Source organism: Bradyrhizobium sp. CCBAU 51753 (genome assembly GCF_015291565.1).
GTDB classification, from domain to species: domain Bacteria; phylum Pseudomonadota; class Alphaproteobacteria; order Rhizobiales; family Xanthobacteraceae; genus Bradyrhizobium; species Bradyrhizobium ivorense.
The window spans coordinates 8,538,422-8,563,500 of record NZ_CP030037.1 but is presented as its reverse complement, the minus strand read 5'-3'; the positions used below and the strand labels follow the sequence as shown (position 1 = coordinate 8,563,500).

At 65.6% G+C, this 25,079-nt stretch carries 22 protein-coding genes and 1 pseudogene; 15 read left to right on the top strand and 8 right to left on the bottom strand.

The genetic code is table 11. The features are described 5' to 3' along the window. Window positions 1–33 precede the first annotated feature (33 nt). Window positions 34–579, top strand: coding sequence for a MarR family winged helix-turn-helix transcriptional regulator (locus tag XH93_RS39365; protein ID WP_194471563.1), 546 nt, complete (start codon window positions 34–36; stop codon window positions 577–579). 76 nt (window positions 580–655) lie between these two features. Beyond that, window positions 656–1,864 (top strand): ABC transporter substrate-binding protein, encoded by a 1,209-nt coding sequence (locus tag XH93_RS39360; protein WP_194471562.1) that lies wholly within the window; start codon window positions 656–658, stop codon window positions 1,862–1,864. A 292-nt stretch (window positions 1,865–2,156) separates the two neighbouring features. Here the strand turns inward: XH93_RS39360 and XH93_RS39355 are convergent, their stop codons facing one another. From XH93_RS39355 to XH93_RS39345, 3 genes are all read right to left on the bottom strand, one after another. Then, window positions 2,157–2,597 (bottom strand): hypothetical protein, encoded by a 441-nt coding sequence (locus XH93_RS39355; protein ID WP_194471561.1) that lies wholly within the window; start codon window positions 2,595–2,597, stop codon window positions 2,157–2,159. A 126-nt stretch (window positions 2,598–2,723) separates the two neighbouring features. Beyond that, entirely contained in the window at window positions 2,724–3,089 is a 366-nt protein-coding gene (locus XH93_RS39350; RefSeq protein WP_139480255.1) for a YqjD family protein, read from the bottom strand. A 137-nt stretch (window positions 3,090–3,226) separates the two neighbouring features. After that, complete coding sequence (locus tag XH93_RS39345) at window positions 3,227–4,351, bottom strand: AI-2E family transporter (RefSeq protein WP_194471560.1); 1,125 nt, start codon at window positions 4,349–4,351, stop codon at window positions 3,227–3,229. 229 nt (window positions 4,352–4,580) lie between these two features. Here XH93_RS39345 and XH93_RS39340 point away from each other — a divergent pair, with 229 nt between their 5' ends. Together XH93_RS39340 and XH93_RS39335 are read left to right on the top strand one after the other, a co-directional pair. Beyond that, a complete protein-coding gene (locus tag XH93_RS39340; protein WP_194471559.1) occupies window positions 4,581–5,387 on the top strand; it encodes a L,D-transpeptidase in 807 nt (268 codons plus the stop codon). Between the two features lie 65 nt (window positions 5,388–5,452). Beyond that, window positions 5,453–6,088: a DUF2865 domain-containing protein gene (locus XH93_RS39335; RefSeq protein WP_194471558.1), complete on the top strand. Its 636-nt coding sequence runs from the start codon at window positions 5,453–5,455 to the stop codon at window positions 6,086–6,088. 432 nt (window positions 6,089–6,520) lie between these two features. Here XH93_RS39335 and XH93_RS39330 read toward each other — a convergent pair. Then, window positions 6,521–8,626 (bottom strand): annotated as a pseudogene (locus XH93_RS39330) (methyl-accepting chemotaxis protein). Window positions 8,627–8,826: 200 nt separating this feature from the next. Between XH93_RS39330 and XH93_RS39325 the strand changes: the two are divergent. Further along, a complete protein-coding gene (locus tag XH93_RS39325; protein WP_139480398.1) occupies window positions 8,827–8,982 on the top strand; it encodes a Thivi_2564 family membrane protein in 156 nt (51 codons plus the stop codon). Between the two features lie 204 nt (window positions 8,983–9,186). On the opposite strand, the gene XH93_RS39320 is transcribed toward XH93_RS39325, so the two are convergent. The 3 genes from XH93_RS39320 to cysD all read right to left on the bottom strand — a co-directional run bounded on the left by XH93_RS39320 (window position 9,187) and on the right by cysD (window position 14,366). Continuing rightward, complete coding sequence (locus tag XH93_RS39320) at window positions 9,187–11,349, bottom strand: malate synthase G (RefSeq protein WP_194471557.1); 2,163 nt, start codon at window positions 11,347–11,349, stop codon at window positions 9,187–9,189. A gap of 253 nt (window positions 11,350–11,602) precedes the next feature. Further along, on the bottom strand, window positions 11,603–13,522 hold the full coding sequence (gene cysC / locus XH93_RS39315) for an adenylyl-sulfate kinase (RefSeq protein WP_194471556.1): 1,920 nt from the start codon (window positions 13,520–13,522) through the stop codon (window positions 11,603–11,605). A gap of 49 nt (window positions 13,523–13,571) precedes the next feature. Further along, window positions 13,572–14,366 carry a sulfate adenylyltransferase subunit CysD gene (gene cysD / locus XH93_RS39310; protein WP_194475510.1) on the bottom strand — a complete coding sequence of 265 codons (795 nt, stop codon included), beginning with the start codon at window positions 14,364–14,366 and terminating at the stop codon, window positions 13,572–13,574. Between the two features lie 248 nt (window positions 14,367–14,614). Here cysD and cysG point away from each other — a divergent pair, with 248 nt between their 5' ends. From cysG to XH93_RS39265, 9 genes are all read left to right on the top strand, one after another. Continuing rightward, entirely contained in the window at window positions 14,615–16,066 is a 1,452-nt protein-coding gene (gene cysG / locus XH93_RS39305; RefSeq protein ID WP_194471555.1) for a siroheme synthase CysG, read from the top strand. Beyond that, window positions 16,063–16,380 (top strand): DUF2849 domain-containing protein, encoded by a 318-nt coding sequence (locus XH93_RS39300; protein WP_139858066.1) that lies wholly within the window; start codon window positions 16,063–16,065, stop codon window positions 16,378–16,380. Before cysG ends, XH93_RS39300 begins: the two co-directional genes overlap by 4 nt. A 25-nt stretch (window positions 16,381–16,405) precedes the next feature. Then, complete coding sequence (locus tag XH93_RS39295; protein ID WP_194471554.1) at window positions 16,406–18,061, top strand: nitrite/sulfite reductase; 1,656 nt, start codon at window positions 16,406–16,408, stop codon at window positions 18,059–18,061. Then, the gene (locus tag XH93_RS39290; RefSeq protein WP_194471553.1) at window positions 18,048–18,563 is read left to right on the top strand and encodes a DUF934 domain-containing protein; all 516 of its coding nucleotides are present in this window, start codon (window positions 18,048–18,050) and stop codon (window positions 18,561–18,563) included. Before XH93_RS39295 ends, XH93_RS39290 begins: the two co-directional genes overlap by 14 nt. Beyond that, window positions 18,560–19,291 carry a phosphoadenylyl-sulfate reductase gene (locus XH93_RS39285; protein ID WP_194471552.1) on the top strand — a complete coding sequence of 244 codons (732 nt, stop codon included), beginning with the start codon at window positions 18,560–18,562 and terminating at the stop codon, window positions 19,289–19,291. The genes XH93_RS39290 and XH93_RS39285 overlap by 4 nt, the downstream gene beginning before the upstream one ends. Window positions 19,292–19,441: 150 nt before the next feature. Next, window positions 19,442–20,431: a sulfate ABC transporter substrate-binding protein gene (locus tag XH93_RS39280; RefSeq protein ID WP_172626651.1), complete on the top strand. Its 990-nt coding sequence runs from the start codon at window positions 19,442–19,444 to the stop codon at window positions 20,429–20,431. A gap of 164 nt (window positions 20,432–20,595) precedes the next feature. Then, window positions 20,596–21,381 carry a sulfate ABC transporter permease subunit CysT gene (gene cysT / locus XH93_RS39275; RefSeq protein WP_246799764.1) on the top strand — a complete coding sequence of 262 codons (786 nt, stop codon included), beginning with the start codon at window positions 20,596–20,598 and terminating at the stop codon, window positions 21,379–21,381. A gap of 129 nt (window positions 21,382–21,510) precedes the next feature. After that, window positions 21,511–22,353, top strand: coding sequence for a sulfate ABC transporter permease subunit CysW (gene cysW / locus XH93_RS39270; RefSeq protein WP_194475509.1), 843 nt, complete (start codon window positions 21,511–21,513; stop codon window positions 22,351–22,353). After that, the gene (locus tag XH93_RS39265) at window positions 22,343–23,392 is read left to right on the top strand and encodes a sulfate/molybdate ABC transporter ATP-binding protein (protein WP_139858059.1); all 1,050 of its coding nucleotides are present in this window, start codon (window positions 22,343–22,345) and stop codon (window positions 23,390–23,392) included. Before cysW ends, XH93_RS39265 begins: the two co-directional genes overlap by 11 nt. Before the next feature lie 211 nt (window positions 23,393–23,603). Here XH93_RS39265 and XH93_RS39260 read toward each other — a convergent pair whose 3' ends face one another. Then, window positions 23,604–24,074 carry a nuclear transport factor 2 family protein gene (locus XH93_RS39260; RefSeq protein ID WP_194471550.1) on the bottom strand — a complete coding sequence of 157 codons (471 nt, stop codon included), beginning with the start codon at window positions 24,072–24,074 and terminating at the stop codon, window positions 23,604–23,606. Between the two features lie 370 nt (window positions 24,075–24,444). Here XH93_RS39260 and XH93_RS39255 point away from each other — a divergent pair, with 370 nt between their 5' ends. Beyond that, on the top strand, window positions 24,445–24,942 hold the full coding sequence (locus XH93_RS39255; protein WP_139480412.1) for a CAP domain-containing protein: 498 nt from the start codon (window positions 24,445–24,447) through the stop codon (window positions 24,940–24,942). Window positions 24,943–25,079 lie beyond the last annotated feature (137 nt).

The window sequence follows — 25,079 nt, the reverse complement described above, 5'->3', positions numbered from 1 at the left end:
ACGATCAAATCGCAACCGCGTACCGGATCCATCATGAAGCGAAAGACTCACGCCGAGCCGCTGGCGCTCGACATCGACCTGCTGCTGCATCGCAAGCCCGGCCATCTGATCCGGCGGCTGCAGCAGATGGCGGTATCGATCTTCCTCGAGGAGACCGCGGAGTTCGAGGTCACGCCTGTGCAGTACGCCGCGATCGCCGCGGTCTCGGTCTATCCCGGCATCGATCAGCTCCGGCTCGCCAATGCGATCGGCTTCGATCGCACGACGATCTCAGGCGTGATCGATCGTCTGGAGGCCAAGGGCCTGGTGGTGCGGCAGGTCTCCGAAGAGGACCGCAGGGCCAAGCTGCTGTTTCCAACCGCAGCGGGCGAACGTCTGCTGGCGGAGATCCAGGACGCCACCGAGCGCGTGCAGCAGCGGATCCTCGCGCCGCTCAATGTCACCGAGCAGAAGACGTTTCTCGAATTTCTGAACCGGCTTGTTCTCTCCCATAACCATTCGAGCCGGGTGCCGATCGACAAAGCCCTGATCCCAAGCAAGAAGGTCTCGAATTCCGCGAGAGGAGGTCGCAAGGGCTGATCCTCTCATCGGGCTAATCCTTCGAGGCCGCCGGCGCCGAGACAAGGCGCCGGTCATCAACCAAGGAGGACGCGTGATGAGAGGTGTGAAGCTGGTTGCGGCCGCGGTTTGCCTATGGACGCTGAGCGGCGCGGCGCGGGCGGAAATTTCCGGCGGCGTCGTCAAGATCGGCGTGCTCAACGATCAATCCAGCCTGTTCGCTGATGCAACCGGGCAGGGATCGGTGATCGCGGCGCAGCTTGCGATCGACGACTTCCGGGCCGGTCATCCGTCGATCAAGGTCGAGCTGCTGGCCGCTGATCATCAGAACAAGGCCGATGTCGGCTCCAGCATCGCGCGGCGCTGGAAGGACGTCGACGGCATCGACGCGATCGTCGACGTGCCGAACTCGGCGGTCGCGCTGGCGCTGAACGAATTGTTGCGCGGCTCCAACGTTGCCTATCTGCCGTCGAGCGCGGCAACCACCGACCTCACCGGGGCAGCGTGCTCGCCGAACACGGTGCAATGGGTGTTCGACACCTACGCGCTCGCCAACTCGACCGGCCGCGCCGTCACCCGCGCCGGCGGCAGCAGCTGGTACTTCGTCACCACCAACTTCGCGTTCGGCGCCTCGCTGGAGAGCGAGGCATCGCGGGTCATCGCCGCGAACGGCGGCAAGGTGCTAGGATCGGTCAAGCACCCGCTGAACACGTCGGACTTTTCGTCCTATCTGCTGTCGGCCCAGACGTCGGGCGCAAAAATCATCGGCCTCGCCAATGTCGGCGGCGACACCGTCAATGCGCTGAAGCAGGCCGCCGAGTTCGGCATCGGCGGCAAGGACCAGCAGGTGGCGGCGCTGTTGATCTTCATCAACGACGTGCACTCGCTCGGCCTCAGCGCCGCCCAGGGCCTGCTGCTGACCACGGCGTTCTATTGGGACCTGAACGACGCGACGCGGGCATGGAGCAAGCGCTTCTTCGACAAATCAGGCAAGATGCCGAACATGAACCATGCCGGCGTCTATTCGACCGTGCGGTCGTATCTCGCCGCGGTGGCCGCCAAAAATTCCGACAACGGGCTCGAGGCGGTGGCCGAGTTGAAGCGCATGGAAATCCAGGATCCCTTGTTCGCCAATGCAAAGGTCCGTCCCGATGGCCGGGTGATCCACGACATGTATCTCGCCAAGGTCAAGACCCCGGCGCAGTCGAAGCGGCCGTGGGACTATTACGAAATCCTCGCGACGACGCCGGCGGCCGAAGCTTTCAAGCCGCTCGAGGAGGGTAACTGCAAGCTGATCTCGCAGTAGCGCGGGAGAACCAACCGCGCCAGTGAGGGAAGCACCAGCGGATGGGCTCCCTCCCCCCTTGCGGGGGAGGGACTGGGGAGAGGTGTCCCCGGACGAGTTGATGATGTGAAGGTCAATCTCGCAACGACGAGTATGCCTCGTTCGCGCTGAGAGAGTTCGCTGTGTGGCACCCTCTCCCCACCCTCCCCCGTAAGGGGGGAGGGAGCCTGAGAGGCGTGCTCACCTCACATCTCAGCTGGAAAGTAGGTGCGACAAAGCAATCCGAGTGGCGCAACAAATTCGATGTCGTCCGCTATTCCTCCTCCGCCGGCTCCTCGCTCGCGGTGGCGCTGCGGCTTGCCATCAGGCCGAGCGCGAGGCCGCCGACGGCGATGATCGGAATCAGCCGCTTGACGCCGATGGCGCGGACGATCTGCAGGCCGGTCGCGATCATCACCGGATCGGCAAGCGCCGCGGCGGCGGTGGCCTTCGCGGCCCGTTCGGCGCGCCGCCGCATCTCGCGCCGGCGCGCCATGAAGGCGCCGGCGGCGATCAGCGTGACCACGAAGAACAGCGCGGCGCCGGCCAGGCACGCCTCCACCGGACCGTAATGCTCCAGCACGAACACGAAGGCGGCGGCGCACAGGAAGGCGATGGTGATGAACAATGCGATCGCGGCCGCGCCGGCGAGCGAGGTCAGCCGCAGCGCGCTGCCGGCGGAGTCCTTGACGTCATTGATCAGCCGCTGGAGCATCGCCGTGCCTTGCCTCGAAACGCTCTAGCGCTATTACCGTTCCGATGGAATCGGAACGGAGCTCTAGATTCCTGTTTTGACGCGTTTTCTTCACGCGAACCGGCATCCACTTCGCTGGAAAACGCTTTAGCGGCGCCAGGTGAGGCCGATCAAAAAGCCGAGGCCGAGCGCAAGGCCGACGGTCGCGAGCGGCCGCTGCGCGATCACCTCTTCCAGCGACTCCTCGATCGAGGATGCCGCGTCCTGCGCCGCGCCCATCATCGCGCTGCCGCGTTCCGACATGTCGTCGAGCTTGGATTCCGCGTTGCTGCGGGCCTCGTTGAGGCGGCGGCGCGCCTGCTTGCCGGCGTTGCCGGCAAACGAATTGAGCGCGTCGGTGATCTGCTCGGTGAGCGCGGCAATGTCGTTCTTCACCGCGATGACATCCTTCTCGAGGCGATCGTAGGTCGTCTTGTCCGTCATGTTCCTGATCCCAAATACGCTGTCCGACATCGAAAGCTCCCGGAGAACTCGCGTGCTTGCCGAGAAAACGTTTCGCCGCGGGCAATGTTCCTTGCGTGAAACCAGCCATTGCCGTTCGACGCGTGTTCTTCACGCCAAGGGCTGTCCACCTCGCTCGAAAACGCTTTCTATTCCTCAGGCAGCTGCGGCGAATTGACCGGCATCAGATGCTCCTTGACGATCAGCCCCACGATCAAGAGCGGCGACGACAGGAAGGCGCCCATCGGGCCCCACAGCCAGGTCCAGAACGCCAACGCCAGGAACACCGCGAGCGCATTCAATGACAGCCTGCGGCCGACGATCGTCGGGGTGACGAAGTGGCCTTCCATGAAGGTCAATACGGTGAAGCAGGCCGGTGCGATCAAGCCGGCGCCGATGGTCGGCGAGGCGATGATTCCGACTGCAACCAGCACCGCGAACATCGCGACCGGGCCGATGATCGGGACGAAGTTCAATGCCGCGGCCAGCGCGCCGAGGCCGGCCGGATTCGGCATGCCGGTGACGGCGCAGATCGCGCCGGTGAGGATGCCGACGCCGATATTGATCATCGTCACCGTCAGCAGGTAGTTGCCGAGATGGACTTCGAGCTCGTTGAGGATACGCAGCGTGCGCAGCCGCGCCTGCCGCTCGCTGAAGGTCATCACCAGCGCGCGGCGCAGGTCCTTCCAGCTCGCGATGAACAGGATCAACGTTGCGATGAACAGCAGGAATTCGGTGAAGGTCGGCGACAGGAATTCGAGCGTCGGCTGCACCCATTCGAATTTCGGCAGTTGGAATGTGGCGAGCGTGTCGGAACCGCCGACCATGCTCTGCAGCTCCTGCCACAGCGCCAGCGGCCGGTCGAACACGTGCAGCTTGTCCCTCAGGATCGCGCCGAGCTCGGGCAGCCGCGAGCTCCACTCCATCACCGGCGAGGCGATCAGCCCGACCATGAAGGTGACGGCGGCGCCGACCGCGATCACGATCAGCACGGCGCCGAGCGGGCGCGGAATCCGGTAGCGCTCGAGCAGGCTTGCCGCCGGCGACAGCATGGTGCCGATGATGAAGGCCATGGTGATCGGCAGGAAGAACGCGCGCGCCAGATAGAGCACCGCGACGACGACGATGACCAGCAGCGCGACCAGCGCGAAGGCGACCAGCTCGGCGCGGCGAATCACCGGCGGCAATTCGGCCTTGCTGTCGGGGAGCGGCGTGCCTTCAGAATGACCTTGGGGCGTATTGCCAAGCAGACGTTCACTCGGAAAGGCGCGCACCAGAAGTCTCCCGCGCGAGCACGAACAACAACTGCGCCGCGAAATCGCCCCGCGCGTCGAACTGCCGGTGACAACGAGACAGCCCGGCGAAAGGTTCCGTCGCGAAGTCGTGAGCTGCCGCGGGTTGACAATCGCAGCCTTGCGATGATTCGGGCCGGAACCGGCGGACGGCGAGGCGCGTTGGCTTGGCATCGCATCACCTCGATGCGCATCCCTCCAGGGGCAGCACATGACACAGCAGTCTCCCTCCCGCCGCCGGCCTGCGTCGCGCGCCGCGCGCACCCTTGCCTTCGGCATCCTGCTCGCAGCACCGTTCGTCACGAGCCCGGCCAGCGCTCAGATGAACTACCGCCCGCTCGGCTATGCCTCGACCCAGCCGGATGGCTTCCCGACCGACGAGGTGATGAACGATCCCGCGGCCGGGACGGAGGACGGCGCGCTGCCGGAGCGGCTGCGCCGCACCACCGTCGCGCTCAACAGCAACGAGCCGGCCGGCACCATCATCATCGATACCGGCAACACCGCGCTTTACTATGTGCTCGGTGGCGGCCGGGCGATCCGCTACGGCGTCGGCGTCGGCCGCGAGGGCTTCACCTGGTCGGGCGTGCAGACCATCAGCCGCAAGGCGGAGTGGCCGGACTGGCATCCGCCGGCCGAGATGATCCGCCGCCAGCCCTATCTGCCGCGCTTCATGGCCGGCGGCCCGGGCAATCCGCTCGGCGCGCGCGCGATGTATCTCGGCTCCAGCGAATACCGCATCCACGGCACCAACGACCCCTCGACCATCGGCAAGTTCGTGTCCTCGGGCTGCATTCGGCTGACCAATGAGGACGTTGCCGACCTGTTCAGCCGGGTCGATGTCGGCACCAGGGTGGTGGTGCTGGCGAAGAACGCGCCGCATCTCGCCGCGCGCGAGCTCGGCCCGACCACGACCCGGATTTCGGACCGGCCGGCGTCGCCGCAGCCGCGTCCCGCCGTGACCACGCTGCGGTCGGGGCGCCAGGCGATGAACATCGCGGCGCCGGCGGCCTACTAGAGCATGATCCGGAAAAGTGGGGACCGGTTTTCCGAAAAGATCATGCTCAAACGAAGAGACTGGTTATGGTGAGACGGACGACGATACGGTGGACGCTCGGGACGGCAGCGTTGTGCTGCGTTTCGCTGGCGCCCGCCGCGCAGGCCCAGGACTTCTTCTCGCAATTGTTCGGCGGCCTGATGCAGGGCCGTCCTCCGATGGTCCGGATGCCGTTCGATGATGGCTATGCGCCGGCGCAGCGGGTCGAGCGTCCGCGCTACAGCAGCTATGGCGGCGGCCAGGCCTATTGCGTGCGGAGCTGCGACGGCCGCTACTTCCCGCTCGCGGCGACCGGCAGGCAGAGCAAGCAGGAATCCTGCAACAGCTTCTGTCCGGCGAGCGCCACCGAGGTGGTCTATGGCGGCAACATCGACAGCGCCGAGACCGAGGATGGAAAACCCTATTCCGAGCTGCCCAACGCATTCCGCTATCGCGACGAGATCGTCGCGGGCTGCACCTGCAACGGCAAGGATCCGGTTGGCCTCGCCGCGGTCAAGATCGAGGACGATCCGACCCTGCGCAAGGGCGACATCGTCGCTGGCAAGGACGGACTGATGTCGGTCAGCCGCATCGATCGCCGCAGCGCCGAGGTCAACTTCTCCCCGGTCCCCGACCGCATCCGCGCCAAGTACCAGCGCGCGCCGGTGGTGGCGCGGGAGTGATCCGTCAGTAATCCGTCATCCTGAGAGGGTGTGAAGCTTTGTCCTCACCCACCGCTGTCATCGCCAGGCCTGTGCGCAATTGCGCACATGGACCGGGCGATCCAGTACGCCGCTGCCCCTCGCTTCTATCACCGGCGTCTCTGGAATACTGGATCACCCGGTCCCGTCTACGCCAAGGCTTCGACGAGGCTTGCGACCTTGGGCACGCCGAAGCTTTAGCGGAGGCGGCAAGCCGGGTGATGACACCGAGCAAGCTGAGCAAACCAACACCGTCATCCCCGCGCAAAGGCTTCGCCTTTGTCGCTGGAGGTGCGAGCCTCTTCGGCGAGCCTCGAAGGATGCACGGCCCGGCTGGTGGCCGTCGACCCTTCGAGGCTCGCAAGAGCTCGCACCTCAGGGTGACGGGTCAAGCAGCGAAGACCGCGGCTCAAATCACGCCGCGCGGATTCGGCCGAGGAACGCGGTGACCTGATGGCCGAGCTGCTGGCTCTGGGTCTCGAGCAGCTCCGAGGCGCGCTTGACCTGGTCGGCGGCCGCGGCCGAGGCATCGGCGTCGAGCTTCACGCCGGTGATGTTCTCGGAGACGTTCTTGGTGCCGTGCGCCGCGAACTGCGTGCTGCGGGTGATCTCCTGGGTCGCGGCGCCCTGTTCCTGGACCGCGGCGGCGATCGCGGTGGCGACCTCGTTGACGACCTCGTTGACCTCGCCGATGATGCTGCCGATGCCCTTGATGGCGTCGATCGCATCGCCCGCCACCTTCTGGATGTCGGCGATCTGCTCGGAAATCTCCTCGGTCGCCTTGGCGGTCTGGCTCGCCAGCGATTTGACCTCGGAGGCCACCACCGCAAAGCCGCGGCCGGCATCGCCGGCGCGTGCGGCCTCGATGGTGGCGTTGAGCGCGAGCAGGTTGGTCTGCGCCGCGATGCTGTTGATCAGGCCGACCACCTCGCCGATCCGGCCGGCGGATTTGGCCAGGCCCTGCACGGTGCCGTCGGTCTCGCGCGCCTGGTTCACCGCGCGGCTGGCGATGCCGGCGGCGTGCGCGGCCTGCTGGCTGATGTCGTTGATCGAGGCGCTGAGCTCCTCGGCCGCGGCGGCGACTGCTTCGACGCTCATCGAGGCCTCGCCGGAGGCCTTCTCGGCGACCTGGACGCGCTCGTTGGTCTGCCGCGACACCGATGACAGGCCGTTCGAGGTGGTGCGCATCTGGCCGGAGGCATCGCCGAGCCGGTCCAGCGTCTCGCGCACCAGGCCCTCGAACTCGCCGACATGGCCCTCGATCGCGACCTGGCGCGCCGCAGCCCCCGCATTGCGTTCGCGCTCCTGGCCCTCGATCCTGACCTTCTCCTCGGCCTGCTGCTTGAACGTCTCGAGCGCCCCGGCCAGCGCGCCGATCTCGTCGCCGCGCCCGGCATAGCCGGTGTCGACCGAGAGATCGCCGGACGCGACCTTGAGCATGGCGTCGCGCATCCGGTGCAGCGGCGCGATGACGCGGCGGCCGACCAACAGCTGTGCGCCGACGGCGAGACCGATCGCGACGGCGAGCAGCGCGAGCTGCATGATCAGGGCCTCGCGGGCGGAGGAATACTGGCCCGCAGCGTGCGCCTTGGCCGCATCGAGCGCCGCTTCGGCAACGCCGACCGCGGCGGCGAGACGGCCGACGGTGAGCGGGGTCCACTGGTTCGCGGTCAGCTCGGGCTTGCCGCCCGCGGCAAGCGTGTCGAGCAGGCGATCGCGCAGCGTCAGGTATTGCGGCTCGAAATAGGCGGTCTTGTTGGCGGCCATCGCGCTCGACAGCGCCTGCGGCAATTGCATGCCCGCAGTGGTCAATTCCAGCGCGCTCCATGCGGCCTCGATGCCGCCGACGAACCTGGTGTAGCTGGTCCTGATCTCGGGCGTGACGCTGCCCTTGTTGAGCCCGGTGGAGACGATCAGCGAGGCTTCGCCGGCCGTGTTGCGCAGCAGCCAGGCGATCTGCTTGATCGCCAGCAACTGGTCGATCATGGCGTCCTTGTGATTGACGTCGGCGGCGAGCACGCCGGACAACTTGTCCATGGTGTCGAGCAGCGCGTTCACCGTGTCGGTGTAATCCTTGGCGAGCGCCGGCCGGCGCGAGGCCTTCGACTTGGCCATCGCATCCCAGAACTCGCTCTGCAGCGTGGTCATGATCTTGAACAGGCGGTCGAGCTCGCCGACCAGCGTCTTCTGCTACGCGAATTCGAAGCTGCCGAGCACCGTGAGCGCATTCGATATCGCCGGCATCTCGGTGTCGCGGATGTTGCGCAGGTACTTCTCGATCTCCGGATCGACAGCCGCGTCCGAACCGAGCAGGCGGGTCGAGGTTGAGCGGTCGGTGCGCAGATTGTGCATCGCCTTGAACAGATTGGCCGAGGCATCCGCGATCACCGAGATGCGGCTTGCGACCCGCAGGCGTCCGAAGGACTCCCAGGCATTGAGCGAGATCGCCACCACCACGCAGAACGAGGTGACGAGGATAACGGCCTTCAGCAGCGCCGATACGGTCAGGCGATTGAGCATGTTGCTTCCCCCAAAGCTTTCGCCATTTGGGGCAAGAAGGGTAAAGACCTTAAAATTTTTGATGCCGTATAACTACGGAACCGTTGGAATCACTTGTGTTTTGTCGGTTACTCGCGGTTCCTCCGTCGGGAACCGAGCCTTGGACGACACGTTGAAGTGGGACTGTTCGTGACCTTCAACCATGCCTTCAGGGGGCCCGCATGCTCGTCGGCGTACTCGTTACCTTCCTTGTCATTATCCTGGTTCTTTATCTCATCAACATGCTGCCGCTCGACGGCCGCGCCAAGCAGATCGCGCGCGTCATCGTCATCATCATCGGCATCGTCTCGCTGCTGAAATATCTCGCGGTGTTCTAGCTGTGCTCCGACCCGTCACCCTGAGGAGCGCGCTCTTGCGCGCGTCTCGAAGGGTCGACGGCCACCAGCCGGGCCATGCATCCTTCGAGACGCGCGCAAGGGCGCGCTCCTCAGGGTGACGGAGTGATTGCGCGCAGAACTGCACTTCGAACAAAAAAGCCCCGGCACTGTGCCGGGGCTTTTGCTGTGTGTACGCTGCGCCAATCAGCCCGCGGCCTTGGCCTCGCGGCGGCGCGCGGTGAGGATGTATTCAGTGTAGCCGTTCGGCTGGGTGCGGCCCTCGAACACGAGGTCGCAGGCGGCCTTGAAGGCAACGCCGTCGAAGGAGGGCGCCATCGGCTTGTAGAGCGAGTCCCCGGCGTTCTGCTTGTCGACCACAACCGCCATGCGCTTCAGTGACTCCATTACCTGGTCCTTGGTGATGACGCCCTGATGCAGCCAGTTCGCCAGGTGCTGGCTCGAGATGCGCAAGGTGGCGCGGTCTTCCATCAGGCCGACGTCGTGGATGTCGGGCACCTTGGAGCAGCCGACGCCCTGATCGATCCAGCGCACGACGTAACCCAAAATGCCCTGGCAGTTGTTGTCGATCTCCTGCTTGACGTCGTCGGGCGCCCAGTTCGACTGCGATACCGGAATGGTGAGGATGTCGGAGAGTTTTGCGCGCGGCCCGCCCTTGGCAAGCTCCTGCTGGCGCGCTGTTACGCTGACCTGGTGATAGTGCAGGGCGTGCAGCGTCGCCGCGGTCGGCGACGGCACCCAGGCGGTGGTGGCGCCGGCCTGCGGATGGCCGATCTTCTGGGTGAGCATGTCAGCCATCTTGTCGGGCGCGGCCCACATGCCCTTGCCGATCTGGGCGTGGCCGGGCAGGCCGTCGACCAGACCGGTGTCGACGTTCCAGTCCTCATAGGCCTTGATCCAGGGTTGCGCCTTCATGTCGTTCTTGCGGATCATCGGACCCGCTTCCATCGAGGTGTGAATCTCGTCGCCGGTGCGGTCGAGGAAGCCGGTGTTGATGAACATGATGCGCTTGGAGGCGCGCTGGATGCAGGCCTTGAGGTTGACCGTGGTGCGGCGTTCCTCATCCATGATGCCGACCTTGATGGTGTTCTCGGCCAGGCCGAGCATCTTCTCGACCTCGCCGAACAGGTCGCAGGTCAGCTGCACCTCGTCGGGGCCGTGCATCTTCGGCTTGACGATATAGACCGAGCCGGTGCGGCTGTTCTTGGTCTTCGAATTGCCCTTGAGGTCGTGGATCGCGAGCAGGCCGGCGACGGCGGCGTCCAGAATGCCTTCCGGAATCTCCTCGCCCTTGGCGTCGAGCACCGCGTCGGTGAACATGTGGTGGCCGACATTGCGCATCAGCAAGAGGCTGCGGCCATGCAGCTTCAGCTCGCCGCCGGCCGGCGTCTTGTAGACGCGGTCGGTGTTGAGCGCACGGGTCATGGTCTTGCCGCCCTTCTCGAAATCGGCAGACAGCGTGCCGTTCATCAGGCCGAGCGTGTTGCGATAGACCAGCACCTTGTCCTCGGCATCGACCGCGGCGACCGAGTCTTCCATGTCGAGAATGGTGGAGACCGCGGCTTCCATGATCATGTCGGCAACGCCGGCCGGATCGTCCTTGCCGATCGGATGCTTGCGGTCGATCTGGACGTCGACATGCAGCCCGTTGTTGACCAGCAGGATCGCGCTCGGCGCGGCCGCATCGCCCTGATAGCCGGCGAACTGCGCGGCATTCTTCAAGCCGGTGGAATTGCCGCTCTTCAGTTTTGCGGATAGCTGGCCGGCGATCACGCTGTAGGCGGTGACGTCGGTGTGGCTGCCGGTGGCAAGCGGCGCGGAGGCGTCGAGGAAGGCTTTTGCCTTTGCGATCACCTTGTCGCCGCGCGCCTTGTTGTAGCCCTTGCCGGCATCGCTCGGGTCATGCGGGATCGCGTCGGTGCCGTAGAAGGCGTCGTAGAGCGAGCCCCAGCGCGCGTTGGCGGCGTTCAGCGCGTAGCGGGCGTTGGTGAGTGGCACCACGAGCTGCGGACCGCAGATCTTGCCGATCTCCTCGTCGATATTGGCGGTCTCGACCGTGTGGGTCGCGGGCTCGGGGAGGAGATAGCCGATCTCCTTCAGGAACGCGGTGTAGGCGTTGAGGTCGAACGCCTTGCCCTTGTGGGCGCGATGCCAGTCGTCGATCTTGGCCTGCAGCGTGTCGCGGAACGCGAGCAGCTCGCGGTTCTTCGGTCCGAGCTTCTGGAGGATGGCGGCAAGTCCGGCCCAGAATGCATCCGGCGCGATCCCGGTTTTGGGGGCCGCCTCCTTGGCGATGAAATCGAACAGGACAGGGGCGATCTTCAATCCATGGGCATCGACACGATTCATGATGGGCTTTCTCAAGGAAATGGGGCGTTTAGGCGCTGTTTTCGGAAGAAATCAGCAAAAAACGCGCCAAAGGGCCGCGTTCACGGCCCTTTTAGCCCTAAAGCCACGGCTCTGAGAAGGCCCCCCGTAACCCACACTCCGGTGTCATGCCCCGCCTTGAGCGGGGCATCCAGTACGCCGCGACCTCTCGGCTAAAGCACTGACGTCTCTGGAATACTGGGTCGCCCGGTCGAAGCCGGGCAACGACAAGCGGTTAGATATTCGCCGCGAGGTCGGTCAGCTCGTCGAACAGCACGCCGGTCTTCGCCAGCATCCGCTCGATCTCGTCGGTGGCATCAGTCACCGAGCGGTTCGAGGTGTCGATGGTGAGCTCATTGCCCGACGGCGGCTGATAGTCGTTGCCGATGCCGGTGAAGCCTTGCAGCGCGCCGGCGCGGGCTTTGGCGTAATGGCCCTTGGGGTCGCGGGTCTCGCAGACCTCGGCCGGCGTCGCGATGTAGATCTCGCGGAACGCGCTGTCGGCGATGCGGCGCGCGGCGGCGCGGTCGGCGGCCGACGGCGACACCGCGGCGACGATCGCGATATGGCCGTTGCGCGCGAGGTGGGTCGCGACCTCGGCAAGGCGGCGGATGTTTTCGGCGCGATCCTGTGGCGAGAAGCCGAGGTCGCCGTTCAATCCGGCGCGCAGCGTGTCGCCGTCGAGCAGGATCGGCGATCCGCCATTGCCGAACAGGCGGCGTTCCAGCGCGCGCGCCAATGTCGATTTGCCGGAGCCAGGCAGGCCGGTCAGCCAGATCACCGCGCCGTTATGGCGGTAGCGTGCCGAGCGCTCGTCGGGCCGCAGCGCGGATTCGACGGGGACGATATCGACCGGCACCGCGGGCCGGCCGGCGTCGACCGACAGCACGAGGCCGCCGCCGGCGATGCGGCCGTTGACCTCGATCACCAGGCGCCCGGTGCGCGGATTGTCGGTGTAGGGATCGGCGGCAACCGGCTGCGCCAGCGAGATATCGATCTCGCCGACATGGTTGCGCGCGATCGCGGTGTTTTCCTCGTTCGAGAGTGCGCCCGGGTCGATCGCCTTTTCGATCGCCACCACGGTGGCGCGGCTCTCGCGGGTGCCGAGCCGGATCAGGATCTGCTCGCCCTTGGTCAGCGGCTTGTCGTGCAGCCAGAAGATCCGCGCGCGGATGCGGCGGGTGTCACGCGGGCTCTGCCCAGCGTGCCCGATGATGTCGCCGCGCTCGAGGAACAGTTCGCGGTCGAGCGTGATACCGACCGAGCGCCCGGCGCCGTGCGGGCCGTTCACCGGCGTCACCGGCCAGCTCTCGACGGTCTTGATCTTGGCGATCTTGCCGGCCGGCATGATGACGATCTCGTCGCCGGCCTTCAGGCTGCCGGACTCGATGCGGCCCGCAACGATGCGGCGGTCGTCGAATTTGTAGATCGCCTGCACCGGCAGCCGCAGCGGCAATTCGGCCAGCGGCCGCGCCGGCTCGAGCGCATCGAGCGCGTCGACCACGGTCGGGCCCTTGTACCAGTCGATCCGCAGCGTGCGCTCGGCGACGCCGTCGCCGTCGCGCGCCGAGATCGGGATCACCGCGGTCGGCTTGACGCCGAGGCCGATCAGATGCGTCGAAATCTCGTCGCTGATCTGCTTGAAGCGATCGGCGCTGAAGTCGACGCGGTCCATCTTGTTGACGACGACCGCGACCTGCTTCACGCCGAGCAGATGCAGCAAATAGCCGTGGCGCCGGGTCTGGTCGCGCACGCCTTCGAGCGCGTCGATGATCAGCACGGCGCCGTCGGCCTGCGAGGCGCCGGTGATCATGTTGCGCAAGAATTCGGCGTGGCCGGGCGCGTCGATCAGCACGACGTCGCGCGAGCGGGTGCGGAAGCGGATCTGGGTGGTGTCGATGGTGATGCCCTGGTCGCGCTCGGTCTGCAGCGCGTCGAGCAGGAACGACCACTCGAACGGCATGCCGCGCCGCGCGCTGACCGCCTTCAGCATTTCCAGCTTGCCGTCGGGCAGGCTGCCGGTCTCATGCAACAGGCGCCCGACCAGGGTCGACTTGCCGTGATCGACATGGCCGACGATGACGATGCGCACTTGCGGCCGCGTGGTGCCGTTGGGCGTTGCCGAGATCGCGGCGGTGGGAAGGATCATGTTCATCGGAACGCTCGCACGAAGTGGAAGGCCAGGTTTTTCTTCGAGGGGAAAATCAGAGATAGCCGGCGACACGCAGCCGCTCGAACGCATCCTCGGTCTCGTGGTCGAGCGCGCGGCCGGCGCGCTCCGGGATCTTGGTGTTCTCGAGCTCATCGAGGATTTCGTCGATGCTGGTCGCGGTCGACGCCACCGGGTTGGTGATGTCCTGGTCGCCCAGCGAGCGGTAGCGCTTGCCGTCCTTGGCGAGATAGAGCGGGATGATCGGAATGTTCTCGCGCTTGGTGTAGGCCCAGATATCGGCCTCGGTCCAATGCAGGATCGGATGGATGCGTAAGTGCGCGCCCTGCGGCGGAGATGCGTTGAACTGGTCCCAGAACTCCGGCGGCTGGTCGCGAACGTCCCATTCGCCTTCGAGGCCACGCGGCGAGAACACGCGCTCCTTGGCGCGGGTCGCCTCTTCATCGCGGCGGATGCCGGCGATCAATCCGTCGAAGCCGTATTTGTTGAGCGCGAGCTTCAGCCCCTCGGTCTTGCGCGCGGCAGAACGCGCCGCCGGCGGCAGGGTCGGGTCGACGCTGTCGATCGGCGGGCAGGGCTCGACGCGCAGGTCGAGGTCCCACTCTTTGCCGAAGCGGTCGCGGAACGCGTACATCTCCGGAAACTTCTTGCCGGTGTCGACATGCAGCGCCGGGAACGGCACGCGGCCGAAGAACGCCTTGCGTGCCAGCCAGATCATCACGTTGGAATCTTTGCCGAGCGACCACAGCAGCGCGAGCTTCTTCAGCCGGGCGAACGCCTCGCGCAAAATGTAGATGCTCTGGGCCTCCAGTTCGTCGAGATGGTCCATCGACGGAGCGGCCTGCGCGGCGGCTGCCGGCGGCACAAAAGATGCTTTCGTGAGGGCGGCGGAACGCGATCCGGCGGTGGCGGATTCGTTGTCGAGAAGATGCATCTATCGGGCCTTGGCCTGAGGGGGTGAAAATTCTAAAGTTGCGCCGCAATAGAGAAGAAATAATTTTCTCTTTGCTGGCCTTGATCGAGAGATAAATAGAAAATAATTTCAGTCAACCCCCAAGTTGGGGAAGCGAGTGTCTGATGCGATACCTGCCTGTGTTTCTGGATCTGCAAAGCGGCAAGGTGCTGCTCGTTGGAGCGGGCGAGCTCGTGCGCGCCAAGCTGCGGCTGCTGGCGGCCGCCGGCGCCGCGGTTCGCTGGTATGCGACCGACGGTGATCATGATCTCGCCGGGCTTTCGGCCGAGGACGCGGCGCGCATCGAGCGCGCCACTGACGATCCGCTTGCGGCTGATCTGTCCGACGTCATTGCGGTGCTCTGCGCCGGCGCCGGCGAGATCGGCGTTGCGATGTCGGCGCGCGCGAAGGCGATCGGCCTGCCGGTCAACGTGATGGACGACCTCGCGCATTCCACTTTTATCATGCCGGCTATCGTCGATCGCGGCGATGTCGTGGTCGCGGTCGGGACCGGCGGCACCTCGCCGGTGGTGGCGCGCCGCATCCGCGAGCGCATCGAAGCGGTGCTGCCGGCGCGGATCGGCGATCTCGCCGGCTTCATCGGCCGCGTCCGCAAATCGATCCATGCTCGCATCGAGGAATTTCCGCTGCGCCGCCGCTTCTGGGAGCGCATCATCGACGGCCCGATCGGCGCGCTGGTGCTGGCCGGCCGCAAGGACGATGCCGAGCAGGCGCTCAACGCGATCGCCGATCCCGCCGCATTCGCAGGCGCGAGCGCGGAAGGAAAAGCGATTGGCCACGTCACGCTGGTCGGCGCCGGCCCGGGCGATCCCGACTTGCTCACCGTCAAGGCGCTGCGCGCGCTGCAGGATGCCGATGTCGTATTCTATGACGAACTGGTGTCGCCGGACATTCTCGACCGCATCCGCCGCGATGCCTCGCGCATTCCGGTCGGCCGCCGCGTCGGCAAGCCCGGCATCGGCCAGGATGCCATCAACAAATTGATGATCGAGGCCGCGCAGGCAGGCCAGCGCGCGGTGCGGCTGAAGGGCGGCGATCCCTTCATCTTCGGCCGCGGCGGCGAAGAGATCGAGACGCTGCGCGACGCCGGCGTTGCCTATTCCATCATTCCCGGGATCTCCGCCGGTCTCGGCGCCGCGGCGCAATTCGAGGTGCCGCTGACCTTCCGGCACGAGGCGCTGCGCATCTCCTTCCTCACCGCGCATAAGGCGCGCGATGCCGAAGTCGTCGACTGGTCGGCGCTGACCGATACGAAGATGACGGTCGTCGTCTACATGGGCATGACCGCGGCACCGTCGATCCGCGAGGGTCTGCTCGCAGCCGGCCGCTCGCCGGAAACGCCGGTCGGCGTGTTCGCGCGGGTGACCCGCCCCGACGCCAAGGCCGCGGTCGGTACGCTGGCGCGGCTGCCCGAACTGGTCAAACAGGTCGACGGCGGTCCCGCCGTTCTCATCATCGGCGACGTGGTCGCGCATTCCGCGCCCTGGAGCCGATCCAACGTCACCCAACTGTTCTCCAACCAAATGTTCTCTGAATTGCTGAAGGCTGCCGAATGACCTCTCCGCTCGAACAAAAGAAAATCCGGATCACGGGCCCGTCGGTGGTCACCGCCAACCGTACCTGGGATGGTGCGGTGGTGTACCGGACCGCGCAAAAGGGCTGGTCCACCGAACTTTCCGATTCCGCGATCGTCAGCACCTCCGACGACGCCCGTGCGCTGCTGGCCGAAGCCACCGCCGACGACGTCGGCGCGGTCGGCCCCTATATCGCGCCGGTCGAGATCAAGGACGGCGGCAAGGTCAAGCCGGGCAATCTCCGCGAACAGATCCGCGCCAAGGGCGTCACCATCGACCTCCAGGTCCCCGCTTAAGGCGCCGGCGTAAGGTTCATCCATCATGTATGCATATGACGAACTCGACCGCACGCTGATCAACGAGCGTGTCTCGGAATTCCGCGATCAGGTGAAGCGCCGCCTCTCCGGCGAGCTCACCGAGGACGAATTCAAGATCCTGCGCCTGCAGAACGGCGTGTACCTGCAACTGCACGCCTACATGTTCCGCGTCGCGATCCCCTACGGCACGCTGTCGACCAGGCAGCTGCGCCGGCTCGCCCATGTCGCGCGCCGCTACGACCGCGGCTATGGCCATTTCACCACGCGGCAGAACATCCAGTTCAACTGGATCAAGCTCGCCGAACTGCCGGATGCGCTGGCCGATCTCGCCGAGGTCGGCATCCACGCGATGCAGACCTCCGGCAACAACATGCGCAACGTCACCTCGGACCAGTGGGCCGGCGTCGCGCCGGGCGAGATCGAGGACCCGCGGATCTGGTCGGAGCTGATCCGTCAGCACACCACACTGCATCCGGAATTCTCGTTCCTGCCGCGCAAGTTCAAGATCGCGATCACCGCCTCCGAGCACGACCGCGCCGCGATCAAGATTCACGACATCGGGCTGCGGCTGCACAAGAATGCCGACGGCGAGACCGGTTTCGAGGTGCTGGTCGGCGGCGGGCTCGGCCGCACGCCGTTCATCGCCAAGACCATCAAGCCGTTCGTGCACGGCCGCGACGTGCTGAGCTACATCGAAGCGATCCTGCGCGTCTACAACCAGTACGGCCGCCGCGACAACATCTACAAGGCGCGCATCAAGATCCTGGTGCACGAGCTCGGCATCGAAAAATTCGCCAAGGAAGTCGAGGAAGAGTGGAAGCAGATGGGCGACAGCGAGCTGCGGCTCGACCACGCCGCCATCGAGGAGGTCCGCTCGCGCTTCTCCTATCCTGCTTACGAAAAGCTGCCGCACATGCCGGACGAGCTGAAGCAGGCCGCGCATGACCCGCTGTTCGAGCGCTGGCGCAAGAACTCGGTGTCGCCGCACAAGGTGCAGGGCTATTCGATCGTGACGCTGTCGCTGAAGCCGGTCGGCGGCCCGCCCGGCGACGCCACCGCCGAGCAGATGGACGCGCTTGCCGATCTCGCCGACAAATATTCGTTCGGCGAGGTTCGCGTCGGCCACGAGCAGAACCTGGCGCTGCCGCATGTCGCCAAGCGCGACCTGCCAGCGCTGTTCAAGGCGCTCGACCGCCTTGGCCTGGCGACGCCGAACGTCAACCTCGTCACCGACATCATCGCCTGCCCGGGGCTGGACTACTGCTCGCTGGCCAATGCGCGCTCGATCCCGATCGCGCAGGAGCTGACGCGGCGCTTTGCCAACCACGACACCGCCGGCCTGATCGGCCGGCTCCACATCAACATCTCCGGCTGCATCAATGCCTGCGGCCATCACCATGTCGGCCACATCGGCATTCTCGGCGTCGAGAAGAACGGCGAGGAGTTTTATCAGATCACGATCGGCGGCCGCGCCGACGAGAACGCGCAGATGGGCACCTTGATCGGCCCGGCCGTTCCCTATGCGGAAGTCGCCGACGTGATCGAAGACATTGTCGAAGCCTATCTCGCGCTGCGCGACCGTCCCGAGGAGCTGTTCGTCGACACGGTGAAGCGTCTGGGCGTCGAGCCATTCAGGGAGCGGGTCTATGCCACTCGTTAAGCAGGGAAGAATCACGACCGATCTGTTCGTCCATGTCGCCGACGGCGCCGAATTGCCGGGCGACGGCGCGGTGCTGGTGACGGCCGAACGCTTTCTCGCCGATCCGGAGGCGCTGCTGCGCCGCCCCGGCAAGGTGGGGGTGGTCTGGCCGAACAACCGCAATCTCGACGATCTCGTGCCCCATCTCGATCGTCTGGCCTCGGTCGCGCTGGTGTTTCCGACCTTCCGCGACGGCCGCGCCTACAGCCAGGCGCGCCTGCTGCGCGAGCGCTACGGCTATGACGGCGAGCTGCGCGCCACCGGCCAGATCCTGCGCGACCAGTTCGTGTTCATGACCCGCGCCGGCTTCGACGCCTTCGAGGTCAAGAAGGATGCGGATGCCGACGCCTTCGCCGAGACCATGAAGCGCTACTCGGTGTTCTATCAGCCGACCGGCGACGGCCGCGTCACCGCGCTGAACCGCCGCATGCAGCAGCGCCATTCGGAGAGCGCCGGCCAGTGAGCACGCTTGCACCGGAGCTCGCGCAGCCGCAGGCGGGCGCATTGCCGTCCGCCGATGCGCTCGACCGTGCGCTGCGCACCGCCTCGCCCGCCGAGGTGATCGCCGCTGCGCTGGAGACGGTCGGCCGCGAGAAGCTGGCGCTGGTGTCGTCGTTCGGCACCGAGTCTGCCGCACTGCTCAAGGTGATGGCGGATGTCGATCCGTCGATTCCCGTCGTTTTCCTCGACACCGGCTGGCTGTTCGAGGAGACGCTGGCTTATCGCGATACGCTGATCAAGGCGCTCGGGCTCACCGATGTGCGTTCGATCAAGCCCGACGAACAGGCGCTGGCGCAACAGGATCCGGATCGCGAGCTGTGGTTCAACGATCCCGACGCCTGCTGCCGCATCCGCAAGGTCGAACCGCTGGCGCGCGCGCTAAAGCCGTTCGCCGGCTGGATCAACGGCCGCAAGCGGTTCCAGGGCGGTACGCGCGCCGACATCCCAGTGGTCGAGGATGACGGCGTCAGATTGAAATTCAATCCATTCGCCAACGTCTCCCGCGAGGACATCGAGGCGATCTACGCGCTTGCAAAGCTCCCGCCGCATCCACTTGTCGCATCGGGATATCAGTCGGTCGGGTGTATGCCTTGCTCGAGCCGGTCCGCCGCCGGCGAGGATGCACGCGCTGGCCGCTGGCGTGGCCGGGCGAAGACCGAATGCGGCATCCATACGATGAAGATGTCGTAACAAAGCGTTTGCAGTGCGGTGACTTCGTAGCACAAGCGCGCTGCACGACAGAAAACAAAGAAAACCGGTTTCGTTGACTTACACCCGCTTCACCGCGAGTTATGTCAGGGTGTGTTCCCCTGACATTCCCGGGGTTGAATGGAGAGCAAGATGGTCCGTCGTATCCTGCCGCTGATCGCGGGGCTGTTGTGGGCAAGCTCGGCGTTCGCCGCCGACGTGTCGCTGCTTAACGTGTCCTACGATCCGACGCGCGAGCTCTATGTCGACTTCAACAAGGCGTTCGCCGCGGCCTATCAGAAGGAGACCGGCAAGAGCGTCGAGATCAAGCAGTCGCATGGCGGCTCCGGCTCGCAGGCGCGCGCGGTGATCGACGGGCTGCAGGCCGACATCGTCACGCTGGCGCTGGCCTACGACATCGATGCGATCGCCGGTAAGGGCCTGGTCGCGGCGGACTGGCAGAAGCGGCTGCCGCTCAACGCCTCGCCCTACACCTCGACCATCGTGTTCCTGGTGCGCAAGGGCAATCCCAAGGGCATCAAGGACTGGGACGATTTGATCAAGCCGGGCGTCGCCGTGATCACGCCGAACCCGAAGACCTCGGGGGGCGCGCGCTGGAATTATCTTGCCGCCTGGGGTTACGCGCAGAAGAAGTATGGTTCTGCCGACAAGGCCAAGAAGTTCGTCGCCGATCTTTACCAGAACGTGCCGGTGCTCGACACCGGGGCGCGCGGCTCGACCGTCACCTTCGTCGAGCGCGGCGTCGGCGACGTGCTGCTCGCGTGGGAGAACGAAGCCTTTCTGGCGCAACGCGAATTCGGCAAGGACAAGTTCGAGATCGTGGCGCCGCCGCAGTCGATCCTGGCCGAGCCGCCGGTCGCCGTCGTCGACACCGTTGCCGACAAAAAAGGCACCCGCGCGGTCGCCGAGGCGTATTTGAAATACTGGTACACCAGGGAAGGCCAGGAGATTGCCGCGCGCAACTCCTACCGGCCGCGCGACCCCGAGATCGCCAGGGAGTACGAAAAATCCTTCGCCAAGGTTGAACTTTTCACCATCGACGACGTTTTTGGTGGTTGGACCAAGGCGCAGAAGGAGCACTTCGCCGAGGGCGGCATCTTCGATCAGATCTACAAGAACTGATCGAAATATCGGCGCATGATCCGGAAAAGTGTGACGCGGTTTTCCGATAAGATCATGCGTAGCCAACAGACTAAAGCGCGATGGATCGCGCTTTAGGTCGAACAGGGGGATTTGTGAGCACAGCGGTTGCACGGCGCAGTACCCTGCCGGGGTTCGGTCTCACCATGGGACTGACCCTGACTTGGCTCTCCGTCATTATCCTGATTCCGCTGGCCGGCCTGTTCCTCAAGACCTTCGAGCTTAGCCTCGACCAGTTCTGGGGCATCATCACCAGCCGCCGCACCCTGAATGCGCTGAAGATTTCGTTCGGGCTGTCGTTTGCGGCGGCCTGCGTCAATCTGGTGATGGGCACCATCATCGTCTGGGCGCTGGTGCGCTACCGCTTTCCGGGCCGACGGCTGTTCGACGCCATCGTCGACATTCCCTTTGCGCTGCCGACCGCGGTCGCCGGCGTCGCGCTGACGCAGCTGTTCGCGCAGAAGGGCTGGCTCGGCGCGCCGCTCGCCGAGCTCGGCATCAAGGTCGCGTTCACGCCGATCGGCATCTTCATCGCGATGATCTTCATCGGCATTCCCTTTGTGGTGCGCACGGTGCAGCCGGTGCTGATCGACCTCGATCCTGAGATCGAGGAGGCGGCGGCGAGCCTGGGCGCCAACCGCTGGCACACCGTATTCCGCGTCATCCTGCCGAGCCTGATCCCGGCGCTGCTCACCGGCTTTGCGCTGGCCTTCGCCCGCGCCATCGGCGAGTACGGTTCGGTGATCTTCATCGCCGGCAATCTGCCCAACGTCTCCGAGATCGCGCCGCTGCTGATCGTGATCCGGCTGTCCGAATTCCGTTACGCCGACGCCACCGCGATCGCGGTGGTGATGCTGCTGGCCTCGTTCCTGATCATCTTCCTGATCAACCGCCTGCAGCGCTGGGCGCAAACCCGCATTCCCGCGCATTGAGGCCTTGCGATGTCGATGCAGACGGGATTGGTGACTTCGACCAGGCAGTTGCGGACCTACGCGCCCACGACCGACGTCAGCGTCGCGGCGCCGGCGCCGCGGCTCGAGATCGTGCGCGCCCAGCCGGCCATGGCGCCGCGCAATTTGCGCACCGAGCCGGGGCCGATCCGCTTCATCATCATCGCGCTGGCGATCACCTTCCTCAGCGTGTTCGTGGTGCTGCCGCTGGTCGTGGTGTTCGCATCCGCCTTCTCGAAGGGCATCATGGCCTATATCGCGGCGCTGGCCGAGCCCGAGGCGATGGCGGCGATCGAGCTGACGCTCGTGGTCGCCGCGATCTCGGTGACGCTCAACCTCGTGTTCGGGGTGATCGCGGCCTGGGCGATCTCGAAATTCGAATTCACCGGCAAGACCTTCCTGATCACGCTGATTGACCTGCCGTTCTCGGTCTCGCCGGTGATCTCCGGCCTCGTCTTCGTGCTGCTGTTCGGCGCCCAAGGCTTCTTCGGCACCTGGCTGCAGGCCCACAACGTCCATATCCTGTTCGCGGTGCCCGGCATCGCGCTGGCGACGATCTTTGTCACCTTCCCGTTCGTGGCGCGCGCGCTGATCCCGCTGATGCAGGAGCAGGGCACGCAGGAGGAGGAGGCCGCGATCTCGCTCGGCGCCTCCGGCCTGCAGACCTTCTTCCGCGTCACGCTGCCGAACATCAAATGGGGCCTGCTCTACGGCGTGCTGCTGTGCAACGCGCGCGCGATGGGCGAGTTCGGCGCGGTGTCTGTTGTCTCCGGCCACATCCGCGGCGAGACCAACACGATGCCGCTGCTGGTCGAGATTCTCTACAACGAATACCAGTTCGTCGCGTCGTTCGCGATCGCATCGCTGCTGGCGATGCTGGCGCTGATCACGCTGGTCATGAAAACCATTCTGGAGCGGCGGCTGGGCGAGACAGAGGTGGCCGATGGCGATTGAAGTCAAGAACATCGTGAAGACGTTCGGCAGCTTTGCCGCGCTCGACGACGTCGATCTCAAGGTCGCCGACGGCGAGCTGTTGGCGCTGCTCGGTCCGTCCGGCTCCGGCAAGACCACGCTGCTGCGGATCATCGCCGGCCTCGACTGGCCGGACTCCGGCGAAGTCGCGATCGACGGCGAGAACGCGCTGACCCGCGGCGCCAGCGAGCGCCAGGTCGGCTTCGTGTTTCAGCACTACGCGCTGTTCCGGCACATGACCGTGTTCGAGAACGTCGCCTTCGGCCTTCGCGTGCAGCCGCGCGCGGTCCGCAAGGACGAGGCGACGATCCGCGCCCGCGTCAAGGAGCTGCTCGATCTGGTGCAACTCGACTGGCTTGCCAACCGCTATCCGAGCCAATTGTCCGGCGGTCAGCGGCAGCGCATCGCGCTGGCGCGTGCGCTCGCGATCGAGCCGCGCATCCTCTTGCTCGACGAACCCTTTGGCGCGCTCGACGCCAAGGTGCGCAAGGAGCTGCGGCAATGGCTGCGCTCGCTGCACAACGAGATCCACGTCACCTCGATCTTCGTTACCCACGACCAGGAGGAGGCGCTCGAGGTCGCCAACCGCGTCGTGGTGATGGACAAGGGCAAGATCGAGCAGATCGGCTCGCCCGGCGAAGTTTACGACAATCCGGCCACCGCCTTCGTCCACGGCTTCATCGGCGAATCCATCGTGCTGCCGGTCGATGTCGCCGGCGACGCGGTGCGGCTGGACGGCCGTCCGCTCAACATCCCGGCGCTGGGTGCGGCATCCGGCGCGGCAAAACTGTTCGTCCGCCGCCACGACATGGCGATCGGCCCGGCGGGCTCGGGCGCGCTGGACGGCGCGATCCGCCACGTCCGTTCGTTCGGCCCGATCCAGCGCGCCGAAGTGGCGCTGGCCGGCGACGCAGGCAAGACCGTGATCGAGATCGACGCCCCCCGCGACCGCGAGCTGCAAGCCGGCGAAATCGTCTCCCTGCAGCCCCGCCGCTACCGGATCTTTGCCGCGCAGGATTAGGGGCCCGCTACTGGGTCTTCACCCTCCCCTTGAAAAGGGGAGGTCGCTTTGCTCGCCAAGAGCAAAGCGGGTGGGGATCTGCTCTCTCCGCGGACACCGTCGCTTGGGGCCGACCCCCATCCCGACCTTCCCCCTTTCAGGGGGAAGGGGAAGCCAGCCCGGATTGCGCTGCGCTCTATCCGGGCTACGCGTCCCTATCCGGGCTCCCCGATTAGCGGGCCTTGACCGGCCGGTTGCCGTGGCTGTCCTGCGGCACCCCGCGCTGGAGCGACATGTGGGAGTGAATGCCGAGCCAGCGCCCGTCGGCCTGACGCGCGAGAATGATCGTCGCACGCCCTGGCCGATCGAAGCGGCTGCCATCGGCGTGGAAGCCGGTACTCGTCCAGGGCGTGATCACCGTGGCCACGCTGCCGTCGGCGCTTGCCAGCACCACCGTGTTGGCGAGATCGAAGGCGAAATCCGCCGTGCGCGGCCAGACATTGTCCCATTGCATCTCGGCCCAGCGCGCGCGGCCGCGGATCAACTCCTGGTAGGTGCCGAAGGAGATGATGTCGGAGTGCCAGAACGGGCGGGCGGCCGCATAGTCCACCGCCCTGACGCAGGCGGAAAACCGTTCGAGCCAATCGAAGATCGATTGTGTCGTCGCCGGATCGGCGATCGGCAGGGCGGCTTCCTGGCTCATCATCTTCCCCAACCGGACGGGCAGTGCGGACCGACGGAGCCAGAAACGCACAACGGTGTCAACGGGATGGCCTGGTAGAGCGCGGGGCTCGATCCGGGCCGAAACCTCCCCTTGAAAAGGGGAGGTTGCTTTGCTCGCCAGAGCAAAGCGGGTGGGGATCTCCTCTCTCCGCGGACACCGTCGCTTGGGGCCGGACCCCCATCCCGACCTTCCCCCTTTCAGGGGGAAGGGGGAAGCAAAGGCCGGTAGCCCCCGAATGCCGGTAGGCCTCCGAATGACGGCTTTTGACCGCCAAAAGTTAGCCGCCGTTCACCATTCAGCCACGGTTGGTATGCAACAACGGCCGGCCAACTTGTGGGGGTTTTCAGACGTGAAACGGACGATGGTCGCCCTGTTCGGGCTGCTGGTGCTTGCCGGCTGCGCCGCGGACACCAAGATCCCGGAAGAACCGGCCATGTATCTCAACATGGCACAGCCCGGCGCGGTGCTGGACAACCAGGCCGCGGCGATCCTGTTCTCCCAATACCGTCAGAACAACGGGCTGGGGACCATCGTGGTCGACCCCGACCTGGTGAGGCTCGCCGAGCAGCAGTCGCAGGCGATGGCCGCCCGCAACAAGATGGACCACGACGTCAAGGCCCCGCTCGGCAAGCGGCTGCAGGCCGGCGGCTATCCGGCAACGGTGGCGGTCGAGAACATCTCGGCCGGCTATCACACGCTGGCGGAAGCGTTTTCCGGCTGGCGCGATTCACCGCCGCACAAGGCCAATATGCTGAAGAGCGGTGTCACAAAAATGGGCATCGCGGCGGTCTATGCTCCCAACACCAAGTACAAGGTGTTTTGGACGCTCATTTTGGCGGCAACCTGATTTCGATAAATTCGGCGTGAGCGGATCCGGAAGAGTGTGATGCGGTTTCAGAAACGATCACGCTCAATAGGAGCTCATCTCGCAGATTGACGCCGCGCCCGACAGCCGCCACGCTGCGCCGCAACGTGTTTTCCTGA